This window comes from Paraflavitalea sp. CAU 1676 (assembly GCF_029223285.1).
Taxonomy (GTDB): Bacteria; Bacteroidota; Bacteroidia; order Chitinophagales; family Chitinophagaceae; genus Paraflavitalea.
This window is the reverse complement of the sequence record NZ_JARHUJ010000003.1, coordinates 14,597-31,436: the sequence shown is the minus strand read 5'-3', so window position 1 is coordinate 31,436 and position 16,840 is coordinate 14,597. Positions and strand designations below refer to the sequence as shown.

The 16,840-nt window shown below is 54.2% G+C and carries 6 protein-coding genes; 4 read left to right on the top strand and 2 right to left on the bottom strand.

The genetic code is table 11. The features are described 5' to 3' along the window. Nucleotides 1–137: 137 nt before the first annotated feature. Complete coding sequence (locus P2H89_RS08955; RefSeq protein WP_275826365.1) at nt 138–1,283, bottom strand: FecR family protein; 1,146 nt, start codon at nt 1,281–1,283, stop codon at nt 138–140. A 72-nt stretch (nt 1,284–1,355) separates the two neighbouring features. Next, nucleotides 1,356–1,949 (bottom strand): RNA polymerase sigma-70 factor, encoded by a 594-nt coding sequence (locus P2H89_RS08950; RefSeq protein ID WP_275826364.1) that lies wholly within the window; start codon nt 1,947–1,949, stop codon nt 1,356–1,358. Between the two features lie 274 nt (nt 1,950–2,223). Here P2H89_RS08950 and P2H89_RS08945 point away from each other — a divergent pair, with 274 nt between their 5' ends. The 4 genes from P2H89_RS08945 (at nt 2,224) to P2H89_RS08930 (ending at nt 16,825) form a co-directional block, all read left to right on the top strand. Continuing rightward, entirely contained in the window at nt 2,224–2,775 is a 552-nt protein-coding gene (locus P2H89_RS08945; protein WP_275826363.1) for a hypothetical protein, read from the top strand. 144 nt (nt 2,776–2,919) lie between these two features. Beyond that, entirely contained in the window at nt 2,920–3,816 is an 897-nt protein-coding gene (locus P2H89_RS08940; RefSeq protein WP_275826362.1) for a matrixin family metalloprotease, read from the top strand. Nucleotides 3,817–4,594: 778 nt separating this feature from the next. Beyond that, on the top strand, nt 4,595–5,668 hold the full coding sequence (locus P2H89_RS08935; RefSeq protein ID WP_275826361.1) for a hypothetical protein: 1,074 nt from the start codon (nt 4,595–4,597) through the stop codon (nt 5,666–5,668). Between the two features lie 108 nt (nt 5,669–5,776). Next, nucleotides 5,777–16,825, top strand: a complete 11,049-nt coding sequence (locus P2H89_RS08930; protein WP_275826360.1) for an MBG domain-containing protein — start codon at nt 5,777–5,779, stop codon at nt 16,823–16,825. The last annotated feature ends 15 nt before the right edge of the window (nt 16,826–16,840 follow it).

Here is a 16,840-nt window from a genome sequence, read left to right as displayed (position 1 = left end):
ACGTTTTGGTGATAAAAAATGATACTTCCCGTTTCGTTTTCATTACCGATCGTACACCCGGCTACAGCCCGGTGCAAGCCGCCTCGTCTGATACACGAAGCGGTTTTTTTATTATGCTGAAAACTTGTCGACTTACTTTATTTCATAACCACTACTTTTCGCCCTTCCACTGCAAACCTCACCTGCTTCGTCATTTCCAGCAGCTCCAGCAATTGCGATAAAGGCAGGTCTCTGTCCATCTCGGCTACGAAGGTTTCGCCGATCTCCTCTTTGTATACCACGTCGATGGAGTACCACCTGCTCAGTTGTTGCATGATCTGCGCTACGGTGCTGCCGTTGAACTGGAACTTTCCGTTCTTCCAGGCCATCACTTCTTCTATATCTGCTTCGTTATTCAGGGTGAATTTTCCGTTGCTTCCAGCAGCTTGTTGCCCGGGGCTCAATGTTAATGACGCGCCTGGTGCCGTCCCGCTCACTTTTACCTTTCCTTCCAGCAAAGTGGTGAGGGTATTTTGCTGGTTGTAAGCATTTACATTGAAGTGAGTGCCCAACACCTCCACCTGCTGATGATCCGTGGTCACGCTAAAAGGCAGTTTTTGTCCCTTGCTGTCTTTGGCAGCAGCCACTTCAAAATAGGCCTGCCCGCTCACTTCCACGATGCGCTCCTGCGCGTTAAAAGCGGCCGGGAATCGGATAGACGATTCGGCATCGAGCCAAACCTTTGTGCCATCCGACAGCTGCAAGCGGTAGGTTCTACCCTTTTCGGTAGTGATGGTATTGAATACTGTCGTTTCGGAAGGCGCGCCGGTGTAGGTGATGGACCCGTCTTTTTTGATCGCCTCTATGCCCTGCAGGGAGATAGCGCCGTTCGAAAGGGTGTCGAGCACCCGGGTGCTGCCATCGGCCAGGGTGAGGATCACCTGTTGGCGGGCTGGTAATATATCGTGACCCAGCCTGCTTTGCGTAGCGGCTACCTGTGGAGTGCTTCGCTTGCCGGGCATCAGCAAATAAGCTGCGCCGGCCGAAAGGATGATCAGCACGGCTGCCGCCGCCCAACGCCAGCGTGCAAACAAAGACCGCACAGGCGCCTGGGTGTCGTTGATCTTTTGTAGCAGTTGCTGTTCCATTTGGTGCTGCAGTTGCACCTGCTCGCCTGCCTGCCATTGCCACTCGCCGGTTTCCACCAGGCGGGCAAACCATTGGTCCACCTGCTCCTTTTCGGCTGGTGTCGCTTCGCCGGCCAGGTATTTCTCCAACAGGGCCTTTGCCTTCCTTTCATCCATGCTTGAGCAGATTGATATAATAATATAGTCCGCCCGGCGGTGGACAGGGGGTAATGAAATGGAAAATATTTTTTAGGAAAGCAGGTAATACAGCATGGCCGATACAGCAGCCTTGTTGAAACCGAGGGAGGTTTTGATCATCTGCAGGGCATGTTGGATATGCTTTTTCACTGTTTCGGAAGATATGCCGAGCTTTTCGGCGATCTCTTTGTGGCTAAGGTGCTCCTGGCGGCTCAGCTGGTAGGCTTCGCGCATCTTGGGCGGCATGCGGGAAATGGTATCGCGGATGGCTTCCTGTACCTGTTTTACCTGCAATTGAATTTCCGGTGAGGGGGGAAACTGGTCTTCGATAACATCGCTCAGAAAGGCGAGGTAATCCCGGCGGGTGATATTCTTTTCTATATAATGGATGGCTTTGTACCGCACACTGGTTTCGAGATAGGCGGTCAGGGATGATTCGATGTGTAGTGATTGGCGGCGGCTCCAGAGCGAAAGAAATACGTCCTGCACCACATCGCGCGCATCGGAGCCGTTGCGCAGTGCTTTGGCGGCGGTTACGAACAGCTTTTCCCAATGCCTTCTGTAGATCAGCGTAAACGCCTGCTGATCGTCGTTGTGCATCAGTTTTAGCAGTTCATCGTCTGTATGGGTTGTTGTAACAGGCATACGTCGATTGAACTAAAAATACCGAAAAACGCAGCCCATAAAATGCGCAATCGGTTGTACAGAAGGAGCCGGCTGGGGCTCCTGCAGGGCTGTTCCGTTTGCGGTGCCACATGGCGCTGCCGGTCGGTTTCCTTTCGCGGCACAACATTGATCCGATGGACCGCCGCCCCCGGCACTTACTCATATTGGTGAGCATTTATCACCTATATGAGGGATAGGATGGAGTGTCGATGCCGGATAGTTTTGCGGTTTGTAGTACTGATAAACAAATACCATGAAACAAACGATCTTTATCCTGTTGGCCGGCGCCCTCCTCACCACAGCATTGTATAGTTGTAAAAAAGGCGATACCGGCCCGGCCGGCCCTCCCGGACCGCAAGGCCCTCCCGGCACACCCAATGTTATTTACGGCGAATGGTTTACCCCCAATCCTTACATAAAAGATACCATCTTCGGAATCTGGGGATTCAATTACAATAAAGCGGTAGCGTCTATCACCCAGTCTGTGCTCGATTCCGGTGCCGTGCTGGTGTATGGTAAATTGCTGGGTTACAATCCCGCCGTATGGCCTGCCAACCGGGTGAGCCAACTGCCTATATCGATTACGTACAAGCAAAGTGGTAATACCAACGAAGATACCTGGAGCGGGCTTGCAAGCCCTGGCAACCTGCGCATCCGTTTTGTCAACGACCACAATGAATACAATGTGATCGCTACCCAACACCAGTTCCGCTATATCATTATACCTGGTGGTAAAAAAGATGGCGTGCGCATGGCGCAACGCTCGTATGAAGAGATCTGCCGCACCTACGGCATCCCGGAATGATCAGCCAACCCTCAGCATATACGAGCCAGGCAGCAATGCCTGGCTTTGTTGTTTTATGGGGCAACACCGTTCCCAAACTGGGTGTTTTAACGGTAGGTACGGGTTGAGGGAAGGTGTACATTCAAGAAACTTAATACCTCGTCTATGGCACGTTCAACCACCAAAAAAGCAAAAAAGGCCAAGCCCGCTGCCGCCGCCGCCGCTACTGCCGACTACGATAAGTCGCCCTTCCTGATACGCACCAAGGATGAAAAGCCCTCCCGCGAGGCGCAGGCACAAGTGCATTTATTGGGGCCCGGCAAAGTGTGCGATACCGAGTCGCGCGGTCATGCCAACCCCGAAGGACGCTCCATCACGGAGATCGTCGTAGATGCCTCCGAAGGCTTTGTACCGCTCTGGGCAAAGGGCCAAACTTTGCGCTGGCGCTTCAACGACCGTTCCATGGCTCGCTTCGCCAATCCCACGGCGGCCCGCAATGCCATCCGCCGCCTGCTGGGTGAAGCCCTCACCGCCTGGGGCGATGCTGCACCCGTGAAGTTTACCGAGAACCGCGATGTATGGGATTTCGAGATCGTGATGAAAGCGGCCGATAACTGCAATGGCAGCGGCTGTGTATTGGCCAGCGCCTTCTTTCCCGATGGAGGCCGCCATGCGCTGACAATCTATCCAAAGATGTTCACGCAAACCAGGACCGAACAGGTAGAAACATTGATACACGAGATCGGACACGTATTCGGATTGCGTCATTTCTTCGCGCTTGTTTCCGAAACCGCCTGGCCGGCCCATGTGTTCGGCACGCATAGCAAGTTCAGCATCATGAACTACGGACAGTTGAGTGCGCTTACCGAAACCGATAAACGGGATCTCAAGCTGCTGTACCAGAAAGTATGGAGCGGCGCCATCACACAGATCAATGGCACACCCGTGCGTCTGGTGAAACCATTCCATACCCTTTCGTTTGGGGCAGATAACGCCATTGCCATCGAACCGGTGCCCGTTGGCGCGCAAGGCACGCCCGGCAACAACTACGATGGCGTGTAGCACAACCACGTTACAAACCGATAGCAACTATAGATAGAAAAGGCGATGTAATATCGGCTACAGGGGCTGGCTGTTTGGGGGAACAAGTCGTCGGCTCCTGTTTTTTATTTTATTAACGCAAATTCCCGCGTGCGCGCTCCTGGCACTCCACGCCCACTGACCCGGCATATACGCGCCAACCACCACCGCACAACGCCCACCCTCACCCCCGCACCGCCGCCTCAACTCCCTGCCCGCAATTTCCCACATGCGCGCACCCAACACTTCCTGCCCACTGACTGGCCACACACGCGCCGGCTACTTCACCCAACTACACCTACCTCCTCCCCTCCACTGCTCCCGCACGCGCAAACGCCATTACCACTTCGTGGTATTTGTTTCCCGGAGGCATGGTTTCTTCGTCCAACTGTCCCAAACCGGGACCCGAACTCGCCCAAAAATCCCCTAAAAGCAGGATATGAGCTCCCCGGTAGTCGACTTATCTTGCAGGTTGTAGTATTGGAATGGACAGGGACGTTGAAGAAAGATTAAGTATAGATCAAATAATTGTTGAAGTGTACGAATCTATGGAACATTTGTCTATGTTTGCAGTCCCAGTCGTTTGGAGTTAAACCGACACTTATGTTCCGCTCTCAAACACCCTTATCCATACTGATGTTGTAGCTCGCACCTGGTTTCCAGCCTCACCCATGAGATCCTCTCTCCTATTTAACTACCGTTTCAAGTAAGCCAATTTTCTACTAGCCACTTTATTTATTAACCATCCACTTTTTTCACTATGAGAAGAGCATCTACTCTTTTGGCCCTAACCTGCGCATTGCTGATCAGCCAAACCTCCCTCGCCAAAATATGGCGGGTGAACAACAACAGCGGCGTTAATGCCGACTTTACCACATTACAAGCCGCGCATGATGGCGCAACAGCCGGTGATACCCTCCACATCGAAGGCTCGCCCAATCCCTACGGAGGCGCTTCCTTCAATAAGAAACTCACCGTGCTAGGCACCGGTTATTTTCTCGAAGAAAACCTCAACCTGCAGGCCCTGCAGCAAAGCTCTAAAGTACAAGGCATCACCCTCAACATGGGTTCAGAAGGTACCCTTATCATGGGGCTCGATTTCCAGGGCAATGGTGTATCCGTCTTCACCGACGATATCATCATTCGCCGCAACAAGTTCTGTGGCACTTATAGTACCACGCAGGATTATTATATAGGTACCATCAATCTCCATTACCACAGCAACAACGGCGCCATCGCTGCCAATAATATCATCATCTCTCAAAACTTCGGTGTGCGGGTAGCCATCAACAACCCTTCCACCGGTGTACTCGTCACCAATAACCTGCTCCAGGTAGAAGCTTACCATGGCGATCAAACCACACAGAGTTGTCTCGGCGCTCATGCGAATGCCATCCTGCTGGTGCAAAACAACATCATCAAGCGTGGCAAGGTGTCTGCCAACAACAGCAACTTCACCAACAACATTATGGTCAATGGCTTCTTTGAAGGCGTGGGCAATCTCTACTCCAACAATATCGCCAGCGGTACCCAGTTTGGCATTGCCAACGGCAACCAGCAAAACGTTACCATGACCACTGTGTTTGTAGGCGAAGGTACCGGCATTACCTACGAAGGACAGTGGAAGCTCAAAGCAGGCTCACCCGCTATCGGCGCTGGTTATGGCAGCACCGGTGGCAATCCCATCGACTGCGGTATGTTCAGCGGACAAAATCCCTACATCCTGGCCGGTATGCCTCCTATGCCTGCGATCTACTCGTTCGAAGTGCAGCCCATCGGCAGCAATACCGATCCCATCGATGTAAAGGTGAAAGTAAAATCTGCGGGTAACTAACACCTGCGGCCTTCACTTAACCTATTATCAATACGGATGGGCAATCCGGCGGGGATAGACTATTCCTTCGGTTGCCCGTAAACGGATCCTTTCCGACCAACTTTGTCTATGCGAACCTTATTACAACAGGCGTATAAATATATTGCCGTCGCCATACTGGCACTGCTTGTGTGTACAGGCAGTACCGCCCAGTCGATCACCAAGGTCGAATACTTTATAGATAACGATCCCGGCCGTGGTGCAGGTACGGTTGTAAGCGTAACACCCGGTACGGATGTTACCGCCAGCTTCCAGGTCAGCATCAATGCCTTCCCGGCCGGCTTTCACCGGCTGTACACGCGTGGGTATATACCGCCGTACACGGTTACCGAGAACGGGCAGCCGGTTACCAAAGGCGGCTGGTCGCACACCAACGTGCGTACCTTCTATAAAGAGGATTTTACCACCATCAACAATCCGCTCAGCAACGTCGTGGCGGGTGAGTATTTCCTCGATACCGATCCCGGCTTCGGCAAGGGCTCTGGCATACCACTCACGCCAGGACTCAACGTCAGTAATGTGGCGTTTGCCTTCGATGTATCTTCACTGGGCCAGGGATTCCACCGGCTTTATGTGCGTTTTAAGAACCAGGATGGTACCTGGTCGCACACCAACACCCGCACTTTCTACAAGGAGAACCTCAACACCTCCAGCGGCAGCGTGCCCAATGTAGTAGCGGGAGAGTACTTTATTGATAATGACCCGGGCTTCGGCGCGGGCACCCCTATTTCCTTTGCGCAGGGCACTGATGTCAGCACCATCAGCTTCAATGCCGATATTAGTAGCTTGCCAGCAGGCTTCCACCGCCTCTACACACGTTTCAAAGACGCCAATGGCCGGTGGGCCCTCACCAACAACCGTACCTTTTACAAAGATGCTTTGCTTACCGGCAGCGGCACACCCGCCAATGTCGTGAAGCTCGAATACTTCGTCGATACCGATCCCGGCTTCGGGAAGGGAACCAATGTACCCGTTACGCCCGGCGCCGATCTCAACAACATCAGTTTTGCCCTCAACATGGACAATGTGTCTGTCGGCAACCATACGCTCTATGTACGCGCCATCGACGACAAAGGCGCCTGGAGCTTAACCAACCTCGGCACCTTCAAGGTCGAGCCTCCCACCGATCTCATCATTACCGTTGGCAATATCACCGGCACACTCTGTGCAGGCAGTCCGGTAGCCGTACCGTTCTCGACCAATGCGCCATTCGGTACCAATAATATATTTACGGCACAGCTGTCCGATCCCAATGGCAGTTTCGCCAACCCCACCAATATCGGAACGCTTACGGCCCGCGAAGGCGATACCATCGATGCCACCATCCCCGCTCATTTCGGGGCTGGCATCAATTACCGCATCCGCGTCATCGCCAGCTCGCCCAACGATACCAGCGGCGCCAATGCCACCGCGCTGCGCATACAGCGTGCACCGGCCAGCTTCTGGATCACCGGCGTCAACACCACCTGTATCGGCAACCAGGCCTACACGGTGGCCAACCTCAACGTATCGGAATACAAATACGAATGGTCCATCAACCATGGTGGCACCATCGATACCAGTGGGCATAATAATACCATCCATTGGACGGAAGGTGGCTCCCATACCATCAGCCTCAAAGTGACGAACGATTGTGGCAGTCAGACCGTGACGCTGAATGTATTTGTCTATACCCGCGTACCCCAAACCAAACCAGTACTCACCATCAGTGGTCGCAACCTCAGCATACCGGCTTATGTCCCGACCGATAGTGCCAATGGTTACCAATGGTACAAAGATGGCGCGGCCATTCCTGGTGCCGTCGGCAGTACCTATACCGCTGTAGGCGATGGCAGCTTCACAGCTGCTTATACCAATACCTGCGGTGCCGGTCAGCAATCGAATGCTGCTGTATTCGCAGGCGAACGTCAAAACCAGATCATTACCTTCCCGCCGGTGCCCGATCAGGTCTTCGGGGCCGATGTGATCAAGCTATTGGCTACTTCTTCTGCAGGCCTTGCGATCACCTATAACATCGTGAGCGGACCCGGACAGATCAAGAACGATACCCTCGTCATACTCGGTGCAGGCACCATCGTCATCAAGGCCTTCCAGGCAGGTAATGAGCAGTACAACGAGGCTACGGTCAACATCAATGTGATCGTAAACCCGATAGCTGCTACCATCACGCTGAGCAACCTCACGCAGGTGTTCAACGGCGGTGGTAAACAACCTACCGCTACCACTGTACCAGCGGGCCTACCAGTTAGCTTTACCTATAATGGCGTAGCAACAGCACCGGTCAATGCCGGAACCTACGAAGTGATCGCGAAAGTGAGTCACGCCAATTATAGTGGCGCAGATACTGCCACCTTCATTATCCAGAAGGCATCACAGAGTATCAACCTCGGTACAACGCCCGATAAAGCAGTAGGTGCAGAGCCCTTCAAGCTCCTGGTGAATGCCACCTCCGGCTTACCGGTAGCGTTGAGCATCAGCTCTACCCCTGTTGGCATAGCTACCCTCTCCACCGATACCGTCACCATCATCGGTGCAGGTACCGTAGTGATCAAAGCCAACCAGGCGGGTAATGCCAACTACAATACGGCGGCCGAAGTAACCGATACCTTCCTCGTGGTGCAATCGCCCGACCTGGCCGTGCAGAACGTAACATCACCAGTTAGCTCTGTAGCACCCAATGATGTGGTAACTCTTAACTGGAGTGTACATAACGTGGGTACCGGCAATGCCGCCGGCGACTGGAGCGAGCGGATTTATATGCAGTCTCCTGCCGGTCAGCACCGCACACTGATCACGACAGTAAATTATAGCAATGGAGCTGCGCTGATACCCGGCTCGGCCACCAACAGATCTGCCACCGTCACCATCCCCGCCATCTTCGATATCGGTGATCAAGGCGTATTTGTGGTAGAACTGTTACCCGGCACTTCCGTTAAAGAAGCGCCCGGCACTACGGCCAACAATACCGGCGTGCAGGCAACAGCCTGGTCAACCAGCAAACTGCTTACGGTAGAACTCTCCTCCCCACAAATCACCGAAGGTGGTGCAGTAGTGAACGGTGCCGTTAAACGCACTGGTTCCCTGGCAGCAGCCCTTACGGTGAACCTGAGCGTATCGAACCCGGGGCGCATTACGATACCGGCTTCGGTAACCATACCAGCCAATCAGTCAGGCGCTACCTTTACGGTCACCGTGCCCGATAATGCCACCATCGACGGCGTACTCAGCGATAGCGTCATCGCTGCTGCAACAGGTTACGGACAAGGCAAGGTAAAGTTCCAGGTGCTGGACAACGATCAGCCCACACTCACCATCACCAACCTACCGGTTGATGTAATGGAAGGCGGTGCAGCTACATTCCGCATCAATACCAACCTTACACCAGCCACAGCGCTTACGGTATTCCTTACCTCCAGCAGCAACGCACGATTCCCGGTACCGGCTTCGGTAACCATACCGGCTGGTGCACTCTTTGTAGATGTGCCGGTAACGCTGGCATCGGATGCTATACCGGAAATTGCCATCGATGTAACCATCAATGCCGGTGCGGCCAACCACAACCCGGCCATCGGTACCATCACCGTGAAGGATGATGATGTGCCCGGTCTGGAACTGGTATTCGAAACCAACCTCGTATCCGAAGGTGCGGGTGCATTCGCCACCAAGGCCACGCTCAGGCGTGCAGCCAACAGTCCCAATGCAGCCTTCTCCGTGAATCTCGGTGCTAACCTTCCCAATACATTGATAATGCCGGCTACCTTGTCACTCGCTGCCGGCGAAAATGAAAAGACCTTCACCGTAGGGGTGATCGACAACTCACTGGCCGATGGTCAGCGTACGGTTACCATCACCGCTTCCGTATTTGTAAACTCCTGTGGTTGCAGTGCACCGCCCGCTACGGCCGGCTATGTAAGTGCCAACCTCAGCATCAGCGATAACGACGGACAGGCCATTACCATCACAGCTCCTGTATTGACGCTGCCCGAAGGCCTCTCCAATGCAGGCACCGTCCGCATCACCCGCAACTCGGCCACTACCGGCGGCCTCATCGTGAACCTCACTTCCAGTAATGTGAATGAGGCCACCGTGCCACCGTCCGTGGTAATCCCGGCCGGCGCAGCGTATGTAGATGTGCCCATCACCACCATCAACGACAACCTCGCCGATGGCAACCAGCAAGTGTACATCCAGGCTACGGCCAATGGATTTGCTACCGGTACCATCTGGGTTATTGTGAGCGATCGCAACAAGCCCGATCTGCAGGTGCCGCTGGTTAAACTCAACAATACCACTATCCAGGCCATGAGCGTATTCAATTACCAGCTCACGGTCACTAATACAGGCTTCTCTACCGCCCCTGCGGGCGCCAAAGTGCGCGGCTACCTGTCGAAAGATGGTGTGTATGACCTGGCCGATTCGCTGATCTCCGAAGATGTGCTCAATACATCGATACCGGCTGGTCAGAGCGCGCAGATCACCAATGCTGTGCAGATGCCGAACCTGCCTGGTAACTACAACCTCATCTATGAAGTGAATCCCGACCTGGATATGGAAGAATTGCTCACCACGAACAATACCTCCAACCCGCTCGCGGTATTCATCAATCCCGATTATACAGTAACCGCCAATGTGGCTGCGGCCTGGTTCCTCAAAGGCGCCGGCATCACGATAACTGGTGTAGCGACGAAGACCAACGGATCACCCGCTGCCAATTCTAAAGTGGAAGTATATGTGATCACGAATGGCCTGCGCCGCGAACTCACCGCTACTACCGATGCCAGTGGCAACTACAGCGTACAGTTTGTGCCGCTGGCTGCCGAAGCTGGTCATTATATCGTAGGCGCCAGCTATCCCGGCCTCAAACTCACGGCCGAGCAGGATAATTTCGATATCATCGGCGTGCTGGTCAACAATGGCGTACCGCCACAGTTTAAAGTAACGCTCAACGAACAGATCACCGGTACCTTCCCGGTACAGAACCTCAGCGCCAAATCGCTGGCACAGTTTACCCTCAAACCGGTAACCCTGCCCAGTGGCGCTACCATGACCTTCGATACCGTAGCGGTACTGGCCGGCAATGCCACCATACAGCTGGGTTATAAGATCAAAGGCACCGTGCTCACCAACGGCAATTATTATGAGCTGGCCAACCTGAATGCGGTAGCCACCGAAGGCACCATACAGCCCGTGAACCTGGTATACTTCTGCCAGGCACAGCAGGCCTATATTGTGGGCGATGTCAATAAGCTCGATGTTACGGTAGCACAGGCCACCGGCGAGCGCGTAGCCACGCTGATGGTCATCAACCGCGGTGCAGGCAATACCGGCAATATCACGGTGGCCCTGCCGCAGGTAAACTGGCTCAGCAGTGTAACACCGCTTACGCTGCCCGGCATTACTACCGGCGATACTACCCTGGTGGTGCTCAAGTTCAGGGCGCTCGATGAAGTGCCTTTCAACTACCCCATCAATGGCAGCATCGTGGTGAAGGCCACCAATGGCAATACGCTCAACGTACCATTCACGTTCGAGAAGAAATCTACTTCTACCGGTGCTGTGAAAGTAGGTGTCACCAACCAGTTCACGTACTACAGCGAAGGCGCGCCAAAGGTGGCCGACGCTCAGGTGGTGATCAAGAACTACTTCACCGGCGAAATATATGCCCAGGGCAATACGGATGCTACCGGCTTCTTCAATGCCAGCAACCTGCCACAGGGTAAACACCGCATCACCGTCAACAAGGAGAAACACCTGCCTTATGAGGGTACCATTACGGTGAACGCCGGGGAAACCACCAGTGCCAGTGTGTTCATCAACTACCAGGCTATTACCTTTAGCTGGACGGTTGTGCCCACCGGTATACAGGATCAGTACGATGTAACGCTCACCACCAAGTTCGAAACGCATGTGCCCATGCCGGTGGTGACCATCGATATGCCGAAGGATATGCCGCAACTGAGTGGCACCGAAACTTATGCCTTCAACGTAACATTGACCAACCATGGCCTCATTGCGGCAGAGAATGTAGAACTGCACCTGCCCGAGGGGGATGTGGAATATGAATTCATCACCAATTACCAAACGGCCAACCTGGCGGCGCAAAGCAGCATACAAGTACCGGTGATCATGAAGCGCCGCGGTACACCGCTCGCTGGTGGTCGCATGGGCATGTCGCTCAAGTCGCTGGCCAACCAGCTGGGTATGGATGCCCGCACCGCCAATGGCGGCACCTGCCAGGACTTCACCTTTGTACTCTATATGTACAAGTGTGAGATATCTACCGGCCTGTGGCAAAAGATCGGTACGCTCATCAACTATACCGGCCGCACCTGTAGCAGTGGTCCCCAGGGTGGCGGTGAGTTGGGTGTGGGTGGTGGCTCCCTGCCCTATGGTGGCAATGGCCTCTACTTCAACATACCCTGCTCCTTCTGCGAATTACCTGGTGCAGGCCCCGGCGGCAACACACCGGCGTATACCGAAGAGAAGAAGAGCTGCGTACAGTGTATCAATGATATGATCGCTGCAGCCTTCAGCTGTGGTGTGCCGGGTGGTTCCATCGGTGGACCTTTAACCTGTATCATCGATACCAAATATGAGAACGGAAACTGGCTCGATTACCTGAAATGCTTCCTGCCCGATCCTACACCGCCTCCGATAGCGTGTGCGCAGGCGATCGCCAAGGCCATCAGTACCTGTCTCAGTACGGGTGTTGGTAGCCGGAAAGCGAACAATGCCCGTGGCGAAGCGGCAGAGATACCGGCGGTATTTGTGCAGATCAGGGATGATATCGACCTGGTAACAAAGGCCTATGCGCTCCGCGATAAATGGTCGGTAGAATACATGGGCGATATATTGAAGACGGACGCCTGGCGCGATATCAAGCCGATGATCGGCACGTATATCTCGAATGTAGATTCTATCCGCGCCGACAAGCAGGCCGCCGTACTGGCCGCTATGCAGGGCTACGATATACAACCGGCGGTATTGCAGGCCTTCTTCACCAGGTGGAACACCTCGGTGTATGCAAGAAGTCAGGGAGTGTATTTGCCCAATGCTACTTACCCTAATATCATTAACTGGACCAACGTGAAGACCTGGAGCGATTCGATCGGGTACTATCACAATATCGCCATCGACCGCGGCTACCACAGCATCGATGATATGTATATCAACGTGCGTAAAGACCTCGATGTAGCCCTCGATGTAAATGGCAAGCAGGCTGTGTGTGCTTCTGTAACGGTACAGTTCAGCCAAAAGCTCACCATGACCCGTGAAGCCTTCGAAGGAACGCTGGATATCTTCAACGGTCACCCAACTGATAAAATGGATTCACTCTCTGTAGTGCTCCAGGTGACAGACGAGAACGGCGTGCCGAGCAATGGCCTCTTCGAAATTCAAACCAAGAGCCTCAGCAACCTGGCCAATGTAACCGGTACAGGCGCTATCAATGCTCAGCAGCGTGGCATGGTGAAGTTCCTCTTCATACCAGAAATTGGTGCAGCACCAACAGCACCGAAAGTGTACAACTTCGCGGGTTATGTAAGGTATTGGGATCCGTACGCGAAAGCGATGGTGAACATGCCGCTCTCGAAAGTGCCGCTTACGGTGAACCCGAGCCCGAATCTGATGCTGCATTACTTTATGCAACGCAATATCATGGGCGATGATCCGCTGACCTCACCGGCCATCGAACCTACCGAACCGGCCGAACTGGCGGTGATGGTCGAGAACCATGGGTACGGACCGGCCGTGAACATGATGATCTCATCGGCACAACCCAAGATCATCGAGAACGAAAAAGGACTGGCTGTTAATTTCAACCTCATCGGTTCCAATCTGCAAGGGCAGCCGAAGAACCTGGGGGTTACAGATATCAACTTCGGTACCGTACCAGCCCTTACATCAAGGATCGGTCAGTGGTATTTCACCAGCTCACTGCTCGGTAAGTTTGTGAGCTATGAAGCGAGTGTGGTACATGCCAACAGCTTTGGCAATCCCGATCTCAGTCTGGTGAAGGGCATCAAGTTGCACGAGCTCACGAAGAGCATCAAGGCCTACGGAACGCTGGATGACGGCATCACCGACTTCCTGGTCAATGACCTGTTCGACGTGAACGATGAGCCCGATATCATTTACTTCTCGCAAGGGCAAAAAACGGCGAAGGTGAGTCCGGCCACATCGGGCGCCTTCACAGGCACGCTCACAGCGCCCAACTTCACCAATACGCTGACGGTAACACCGAGTGTAATTGGCTGGAACTATATCAAGCTCAACGATCCGGGCAACAGGCTGTGGGAACTGGAAAGTGTAACGCGCAGCGACGGTCAGGTAATACCGCTCAACAATGCCTGGCTCACGTTTGTGACCCTGCCGGTGAGCAACCCGCCGGTGTACGAGAACAAGTTCCATTTTGTAGATACGTTTGCCGCGCCTGGTGCAGTAACCTATACCGTGAAGTGGAAAGCGAAGAGTACGGTAATACCGGAAATTGTAAGCATCAACGGAGCGCCCACACAGGTATCGCCTTTACAGGTGAAAGAGTTGGTGGTGGTGTTCAATAAGGCCATCGATGCGGCAACCTTCACCAAAGAGGATATGACGCTCACCTTCCAGGGCGGCGCCAACCTCATCAACAGCTCGGTAGTCATCACGCAGCTCGATACGGCCAGCTTCAAGGTCGATCTCAGTGCCCTCACCACCGGCAATGGCTTCTACAACTTTACGGTGCAGAGCGCCGAAGTGGCCGACCTGTATGGTACAAAGGGCCAAACCGGTAAGAACGTTACCTGGTCGCAGTTCCTCAACGTGCCGATGGTAGAAGCCTTTAAGGCGATACCGGATAGCCGGATGGCGGCCTCGTTCGATACGATACATGTTCAGTTCAATCTGCCGATCGATGAAACCACGGCCACACCGGCTAAGTTCATCATCACTAAAGATGGCGTACAGCAACCGGGCAGTGTAGTGATCGATAGTATCCGGGCTGATAAGAAGGTGTTCTACCTCTCGGGCCTTGGCCATATCATGACCACACCGGGTGCTTATGTGTTCACGGTAGATCTGCCGAATATCAAATCCACTACGCAGGTAGCGGGTGTAGCCACACAGTCGGTAACCTTAACGGTAGACAATGCTGGTCCAACGCTGGTGAAACTCGAGAAATCGACCGCTGGTGGCCTGGATGCACAGCATGTGCCGAATGTGACGATAGCCTTTAATGAAAATGTAATAGGCTTCAATATCGGCGCGCTCACGCTCAAGTACAACGGAGCCCTGCAGCCGCTCAATATTGCACAGCTTTCGAATACCGATCTGCAACACTGGACAGCCGGCAGCTTCGGCACGGTCACTTATCCGGATGGCGATTATGAGTTCACCATCGATATGACGCAGGTACGGGATGCGCTGGGCAATGCGGGTACGGGAACACAAACCATTACCTGGACGGTGAACCGCGCTGCGCTCATCACCATCGCCAACCTGGCAGTAACGCCCGATGCGGGATACAGCAATACGGATTTGATCACCTCCGGCCAGTCGATGCAGGTGAAGTTCAACCTCAGTGCCGATGCGGCGGAAGTGAAAGTGTCGCAAACCGACCTGGGTGGCGAAAGCGTACTCACTACGCTCACCAACCTTACGGCGGGCAACCAATCCGTACCGGTAACGCTGATCACGGGTGGTAACACGGGAATCCGTGTACTGGCCACCGGGGCGAATGGCGGGGTGGATACGGCCGATCTGCAATTGTTTGTAGACCAGGTGCCGCTCACGGCGGCCTGGCAGCTGAAGAACGATACCAGCATGGCAAGGCAGGCAGATACCATCAGCATCAAGTTTGCCACGAAGCTGCTGAGCAGTACGGGGCTCGATACGGCGGTATACCTCACGCGCAATGGCGTAGCCTTACCGACCACCGGTGTCTTTATACATCCGCAAAATGATACGATGTATTATGTAGGCGGATTGCGTACGGCAGGCATAGCACCGGGAGCATACAGGCTCACGTTCAACGCCACGCCGTTCAGCAAGTACAGCAGCGGTAAGTCGGGCGATGGACTGGTAACGGTAAACTGGACGGTACTCTCTACCAACCGTGCACCGGTAGCCAATGCGGGCACCGATGTATCGGTAACGGCGCCCACCACGGTAGTGCTCGATGGTTCGGCCTCCAGCGATCCTGATGCGGACGCGATCACGTATAGCTGGGTAGCGCCTGAGGGCATCACGCTCAATGACAGCACACTGGCCAAGCCAAGCTTTGTGGTAACGGCGGCCAATCAGAATAAGAGTTACGACCTGTTGCTGGTAGTAAGTGACGGCAACCTCATCCATACCGATGTGGTGCGGATCTCGGTAAGTGCTGTAACCACGGGCTTGATCGTACAGGCCAAGGCATTGTTGCAGGGACCCTTTGTGGCGGCGAGCGGACTGATGCAGGACAGCCTGCGCAGCAAATCGCTGGTACCGGCTACGGATCCCTACCCTGCCCTCGGATTTGGCACGCCTGGCGCCCCGGCAGCGAGCATCAGCCCGATTCACTTAACTACGACCGGTGACACGGCGATCGTGGACTGGATATGGCTCGAATTGCGTAATAGCGGCAACCCGGCACAGGTGGTGGCAGCGCGCTCGGCCCTGCTGCGTAGAAACGGCAGCATTGTGGACCTCAACAACTGGTCGCCCGTAACCTTTGCTAATGTGGCCGATGGCAGCTACTACCTGGTAGTGCGCCACAGGAACCACCTGGGTGTGATGACGGCGGCGCCGGTAACGCTCAACAGTACAACGCCTACAGCGATCGACTTCACGGCGCCGGCTACGGCGGTATGGGGTACGGATGCCCGGAACAACCAAGGCGGAGTAATGACCCTCTGGTCGGGCGATGCGAACGGCGATGGCACGGTGAGCTACAATGGCGGCAGCAATGACAAGAATGCGGTGCTGAGCCAGGTGGGATTAACGACGAGCAATAACGTACTCATCATATACCACCGTACGGATGTGAACATGGATGGATCGGTGAAGTACAACGGGGCTGGCAATGATAAGAACGTGGTGCTGGGCGTAGTTGGATTACCAACACCCAACCGGATCGTAACACAACAATTACCTTAACCTGAACAATAGTGC